This window comes from Mesorhizobium sp. M7A.F.Ca.AU.002.02.1.1 (genome assembly GCF_003998535.1).
Lineage (GTDB): Bacteria > Pseudomonadota > Alphaproteobacteria > Rhizobiales > Rhizobiaceae > Mesorhizobium > Mesorhizobium ciceri.
Window position 1 is genome coordinate 1 of the sequence record NZ_RZPB01000390.1, and the last position, 5,790, is coordinate 5,790.

The 5,790-nt window shown below is 63.9% G+C and carries 9 protein-coding genes; 1 reads left to right on the forward strand and 8 read right to left on the reverse strand.

Going from position 1 to position 5,790, the window contains the following annotated elements; genetic code table 11:
- Positions 1-77: 77 nt before the first annotated feature.
- The 8 genes from EN879_RS21900 to hisB all read right to left on the reverse strand — a co-directional run bounded on the left by EN879_RS21900 (position 78) and on the right by hisB (position 4,975).
- Complete coding sequence (locus EN879_RS21900; protein ID WP_013528343.1) at positions 78-401, reverse strand: phosphoribosyl-ATP diphosphatase; 324 nt, start codon at positions 399-401, stop codon at positions 78-80.
- Positions 402-471: 70 nt separating this feature from the next.
- Complete coding sequence (hisF, locus tag EN879_RS21905; RefSeq protein ID WP_024501998.1) at positions 472-1,266, reverse strand: imidazole glycerol phosphate synthase subunit HisF; 795 nt, start codon at positions 1,264-1,266, stop codon at positions 472-474.
- On the reverse strand, positions 1,263-2,099 hold the full coding sequence (locus EN879_RS21910; protein WP_063169781.1) for an arginase family protein: 837 nt from the start codon (positions 2,097-2,099) through the stop codon (positions 1,263-1,265). The genes hisF and EN879_RS21910 overlap by 4 nt, the downstream gene beginning before the upstream one ends.
- The gene (gene hisA / locus EN879_RS21915; RefSeq protein WP_063169780.1) at positions 2,096-2,839 is read right to left on the reverse strand and encodes a 1-(5-phosphoribosyl)-5-[(5-phosphoribosylamino)methylideneamino]imidazole-4-carboxamide isomerase; all 744 of its coding nucleotides are present in this window, start codon (positions 2,837-2,839) and stop codon (positions 2,096-2,098) included. The genes EN879_RS21910 and hisA overlap by 4 nt, the downstream gene beginning before the upstream one ends.
- Before the next feature lie 4 nt (positions 2,840-2,843).
- Positions 2,844-3,134, reverse strand: a complete 291-nt coding sequence (locus EN879_RS21920) for a DUF1330 domain-containing protein (protein ID WP_013528347.1) — start codon at positions 3,132-3,134, stop codon at positions 2,844-2,846.
- An 86-nt stretch (positions 3,135-3,220) separates the two neighbouring features.
- Positions 3,221-3,871 carry an imidazole glycerol phosphate synthase subunit HisH gene (gene hisH, locus EN879_RS21925; RefSeq protein WP_063169779.1) on the reverse strand — a complete coding sequence of 217 codons (651 nt, stop codon included), beginning with the start codon at positions 3,869-3,871 and terminating at the stop codon, positions 3,221-3,223.
- Between the two features lie 23 nt (positions 3,872-3,894).
- Positions 3,895-4,371, reverse strand: a complete 477-nt coding sequence (locus EN879_RS21930) for a DUF2628 domain-containing protein (RefSeq protein WP_063169778.1) — start codon at positions 4,369-4,371, stop codon at positions 3,895-3,897.
- Positions 4,372-4,375: 4 nt separating this feature from the next.
- A complete protein-coding gene (hisB, locus tag EN879_RS21935) occupies positions 4,376-4,975 on the reverse strand; it encodes an imidazoleglycerol-phosphate dehydratase HisB (protein WP_063169777.1) in 600 nt (199 codons plus the stop codon).
- Between the two features lie 242 nt (positions 4,976-5,217).
- On the opposite strand from hisB, the gene hslV reads away from it, so the two are divergent.
- Positions 5,218-5,769: an ATP-dependent protease subunit HslV gene (gene hslV, locus EN879_RS21940; RefSeq protein ID WP_013528351.1), complete on the forward strand. Its 552-nt coding sequence runs from the start codon at positions 5,218-5,220 to the stop codon at positions 5,767-5,769.
- The last annotated feature ends 21 nt before the right edge of the window (positions 5,770-5,790 follow it).

Genomic DNA, 5,790 nt, shown 5'->3' on the forward strand with positions numbered 1-5,790 from the left:
GCGGAGAAGAAGCGAAACGGGGAATACTTCTCGGTCGGCGCGAGCTGATCCATCGAGATACCTGCCCTTCCTCGCGGTCAGCCCTTGGGCCGTGACGCCTTCTCGGCGATGCCCGAACGCCGGGTGCGGCCTTCGAGCTCCTTGAGCACGTCGCTCAGCAAAACCCCCGAGAGGCCGAGAACGACGAGCCAATGATATATAAGATCGGCACTTTCCGAAACGAGGGCCTGTTTGTCGCCCTTGACGGCGGCAATCACCGTCTCGACTGCTTCCTCGCCGAGTTTCTGCGCCGCCTTGTCGATGCCGCGCGCGAACAGTTTTGCCGTCCACGAGTCCGGGTCGCCGGAATGGGCGCGTTCCCTGATGGTTTCTTCAAGACCTGACAGCGAAAACTCAGCCATGGCGCCATCTATCTGCTTGTTTAGGCATGATCTTTTCCGAAAACCGGTTCCCACTTTTCGGGATCATGCTTTAGGGCCGATTATTCACAGAGTCCAGCCGCATCGGCAGCCCTGCGGCGGCCATATGCGCCTTGGCCTGCGCTATCGTGTAGGTACCGAAATGGAAGATGGACGCGGCCAGCACCGCACCGGCATGGCCGTCGCGAATGCCTTCGACCATGTGGTCGAGCGTGCCGACGCCGCCGGAAGCGATGACCGGCGCGCGCACGGCGTCTGATATCGCGCGGGTCAGCGCGATGTCGTAGCCGGCCTTGGTGCCGTCGCGATCCATCGAGGTCAGCAGGATCTCGCCGGCGCCGCGATCGACCATTTTCCGCGCGAACTCGACCGCGTCGATGCCGGTCTTTTCGCGCCCACCATGGGTGAAGATCTCCCAGCGGTCGGCCTCACCGGTGGCGGACACTTTCTTGGCGTCGATGGCGACGACAATGCACTGGTTGCCGAACTTGTCGGCAGCCTCGGCAACGAAGTCCGGGTTCTTCACCGCCGCCGTGTTGATCGACACCTTGTCCGCGCCGGCCAAGAGCAGCTTCCTGATGTCGGCGACCTGGCGCACGCCGCCGCCGACGGTCAGCGGCATGAAACATTGTTCGGCGGTGCGTGCGATGACGTCGAAGATGGTCTCGCGATTGTCCGACGAAGCAGTGATGTCGAGGAAGCAAAGCTCGTCGGCGCCGGCCGCGTCATAGGCCTTGGCCGCCTCGACCGGATCGCCGGCGTCGACGAGATCGACGAAGTTGACGCCCTTGACGACACGGCCGTTCTTGACGTCGAGACAGGGGATGACACGGGCTTTCAGCATCAGCGGCCCTCTATCGTGGCGATGAGATCGTTCAGCAACTGGCCGACCAGCGGCGGAACATCGGCCTGCGCGTCGAAAGCCGGATCGTAGGCGGAGACGGTGATGCCGACGACCGGCACCGCAAGCGCCATGGCGCAAGTGGCGTCGCGCAACTGCTCCGGGCTCGGGCCGCCCGAAGTGATATAGCGGTTGGCCTGCAACTCGCGGGGATCATGCACGTCCATATCGAGGTGCATGTGCACGCGTTTGGCGCCGGCGATCTTCAGTCTTTCGGTCGCCTGGGCCACCCCGGCGCATTCCGTCCGCACGATCGGCAGCGTCTCCAGCAGCCGCTTCTCGTCCGGATCGAGATCGCGCGCGTTGACGAGCACGCAACGCGACGGATCGATCGGCTTGAAGCCGGGAATGGCCGACGCCATCGGCCTCCAGCACAGGCCAAGCACCGTCGCCAGCGCCATGCCGTCGAGAAAGCCGTATGCCGATGTCTCGGGCGTGTTGAGGTCGCCATGCTGGTCGGCCCAGATGATCGCATCGGCGTCCTCGCCGGCGACCGCACCGGCTGATGTCAGGCAATTTCCCGCAAGGACGATGGGAAACCGACCGGCGTCACGGGCAAGGCGAACCTCGGTCGCAACCGCGTTGCAGACAGCAAAGCCGGTGGCGATCTCGCGCTCCTGGATGTCTCCGACCCTGCCGATGTCTTCCACCGTAACGTCATGGCCGGCCATGGTCAGCGCGTCGACGAGCCCGCCTGATATCAGTGCGTCCGGGCCCTGGCCCATGCCGCCATGGTAATGACCGCTGTCGTAGGAGGCCAGGATGATGGAGATTTTCACGTCCGCGTCTCCGCCCTGCCCTGCAGGATCGCCAGGGCCTCGGCCGGATCGATGCGGCCGTCATAGAGCGCGCGCCCGGAGATCGCCCCTTCGAGCTTTTGCGCATCGGGCATGGTCATGCGCATGATGTCGGCGATCGAGGCGAGGCCGCCCGACGCGATGACCGGGATCGATACGGCATCGGCGAGATCGATGGTGGCGTCCCAGTTGATGCCTGTCAAAACGCCGTCGCGATCGATATCGGTGTAGATGATGGCGGCGACTCCGGCGCCCTCGAATTTCCTCGCCAGTTCGACGACGCCGAGGCTCGACGCCTCGGCCCAGCCCTCGACGGCGACCTTGCCGCCCTTGGCGTCGATGCCGACGGCGACCTTGCCCGGAAACGCCTTGCAGGCCTGTCTGACCAGGTCCGGGTCACGCACCGCCACCGTGCCGAGGATGACACGGGCCAGCCCGCGATCGAGCCAGTCCTCGATCTGCGCCAGCGTGCGGATGCCGCCGCCGAGCTGCACAGGGTTCTTCGTCGCCTTGAGGATGGCGCCGACCGCCGCGCTGTTGACGCTCTGGCCCTGGAAAGCGCCGTTGAGGTCGACGACATGCAGCCATTCGAAGCCCTGTTGCTCGAAGGCCCGCGCCTGCGCTGCAGGATCATCGTTGTAGATGGTCGCGGTGGCCATGTCGCCGTGCTTCAGGCGCACGCACTGGCCGTCCTTGAGATCGATGGCGGGGAAAAGGATCATCCGTTCAGGCGCCTTCCACAATGGCGAAATGCGATGTCGAATAGAGACGTCGGAACTTCAGCGCCGCCTGGTATTCGGGCGAATGGAAGCAGGCGAGTGCGACCGCGTAGCTCTCGAACTCGATGATGACATGGCGATTGCCCGACGACCCTTCCGGGCTCGACGACTGACCGCCGCGGGTCAGGAATTTTGCGCCATATTTGTCGAAAGCCGCTTTGTTGGCGGCAATGTATAGCGGATAGTTTTCCGGATCGGTCACCTCGACCATCGCCATCCAGTAACCCTTCTTGCTCATCGGTTTCCCCTTTGCTTGAGCATGATCTCGGGACAAACGGGACCGTTTGTCCGAGAAAACCGGGGTCCACTTTTCGGGATCATGCTCTAGGGCCTCCAGCGCAGGAAATTGGTGATCAGGGCGAGGCCCAGCGCCTGGCTCTTTTCCGGGTGGAATTGCGTGCCGACGAGATTGTCGCGGGCGACGGCCGCCGTCACCGGGCCGCCATAATCGGCGACCGCCAGCACTTCGTCCGGCTTGCGCGCATCGAGGTGGTAGGAGTGCACGAAATAGGCGTGCAGCCCGTTGGTCCCGGTGGGAATGCCGGCAAACAGTGGATGCTGGCGTTTGAGTTCGATGGTGTTCCAGCCGATCTGCGGGATCTTCAGCGCCGGATCGGAAGGCATGATCTCCTTGACGTCGCCCGATATCCAGCCGAAGCCCTCGGTAATTGTCTTTTCAAGGCCGCGCTGCGACATCAGTTGCATGCCGACGCAGATGCCGAGGAAAGGCCGGCCCTTGACGATCGCGACATCTTCGACGGCTTCCCACATGCCTTCGACGGCCTGCAGGCCGGCCGCGCAATCGGCATAGGCGCCGACGCCGGGCAGGACGATGCGATCGGCCGTGCGCACCCGCTCGGCATCGGCCGTCAGGTCGATCTGCGCCGCGATGCCGGCTTCGCGCGCGGCGCGCTCGAAAGCCTTGGTGGCCGAGCGCAGATTGCCCGAGCCGTAGTCGATGATCGCAACCCGCATCTCAGCTTCTTCCCGGAATCATGTCAGTTTCTTCCCGGTATGTGGGTCAGCCCCAGCGCAATGCCCGGCTGCGCTGGCCGCGCGAGGGCAGCATCGGGGACCATGCGCGGCGCCGGCACAACCTCATCGGCAAGCGCTTCCGCCTCCAGTGCATAGCGTGTGTCGGCATCGTCGAGCCAACCGGCTTCGACCGCGCCCCACTCGTGCCAACCACGCCGGCGAAGTGCCGCGATGCGCAGGCCTTGCCCTTCCAGGCCGACATAGAGCGAAACCAACAACGACAGCAGCGACCCGGCCACACCAAGGCCGAGCTTCTGGCCCAGCATCGAAAGCAGGCCCATGACGACGAAGGCAAGTGCTGCTTCGATCCACAGCCGATGCCAGGCGAACCATAGCGGCGGCACCAGGAGGCCCAGCCAGGTGAAGCCATCGCGGACAAAGGCCGTCGCATCAGCCTTTTCGCTGCGGCCTGGCGGTTCCATCACGACGTAGGTGGCCATGGCCTTATCCCTTCAACGATCCCTTGGTGGAGGGAACCGCATCCGGCTGGCGCGGATCGCGTTCGAGAGCAGCGCGCAGCGCGCGCGCCACCGCCTTGAAGCAGGTCTCGGCGATGTGATGGTTGTTGGCGCCATAGTGGTTGGTGACATGCAGCGTAATGCCGGCATTCTGCGCCAGCGCCTGGAAGAACTCGCGCACCAGTTCGGTGTCGAAGGTGCCGATCTTCGGCGACGAGAAGGAAACGTTCCAGACCAGGAAGGGACGGCCGGACACATCGATCGCGGCGCGCGTCAGCGTCTCGTCCATGGCAAGGTCGATCGAGGCATAGCGCATGATGCCGCGCCGCTCGCCGAGCGCCTTGGTCAAGGCCTGGCCGAGCGCGATGCCGGTGTCCTCGACCGTGTGGTGATCGTCGATATGCAGGTCGCCCTTGGCCCTGACCGTCATGTCGATCAGGGAATGGCGCGACAGCTGGTCCAGCATATGATCGAAGAAGCCGACGCCCGTAGCGATATCCGACTTGCCGGACCCGTCGACATGGACCGACACGGAGATGTCGGTTTCCTTGGTCTTACGGCTCGCTTCGGCGGAACGGGGCGGCATCACTCTATCCTTGTCCAGAGGTTCACATCGTGACCGGCTCAGAGGCTTCAAGCGCTCGCAGGCTTGAAAACGAAAGCCTTCTAGCAGCATGATCCGGCGATTGCCAGTTGCCTCCGGCATCGGTATCGGCCTTGCCAGAGAGCGATTTGCAATCACCGGCCCCATGCATACATATGGCCGATCAAAGTTACTCGTACCGCGCCAATCGCCTTATCGGGATGGCGCTGCTCGGAGCCCAAGAAATGTCCAATGAACTGACCATGCACGCCACGACCATCGTGACGGTGCGCAAGGGCAACAAGGTGGTGATCGCCGGCGACGGCCAGGTCAGCCTTGGCCAGACCATCATGAAGGGCAACGCCAAGAAGGTGCGCCGCATCGGCAAGGGCGGCAATGTGATTGCCGGTTTCGCCGGCGCCACCGCCGACGCCTTCACGCTTTTGGAGCGGCTCGAGGCCAAGCTCGAACAATATCCCGACCAGCTGACGCGCGCCTGCGTCGAGCTCGCCAAGGACTGGCGCACCGACCGCTATCTGCGCCGGCTGGAAGCGATGATGCTGGTGGCAGACAAGTCAGTCTCGCTGGCGCTGACCGGCACCGGCGACGTGCTCGAACCCGAATTCGGCGTCATGGCCATCGGTTCGGGCGGCAATTACGCGCTGGCCGCGGCCCGCGCGCTGATGGACAGCGACAAGGATGCCGAGGAGATCGCCCGCAAGGCGATGCAGATCGCATCCGACATCTGCGTCTACACCAACAACAATTTCGTCGTCGAAACGCTCGATGCCGCCTGAAGAGGTGGTGACCTATGATTT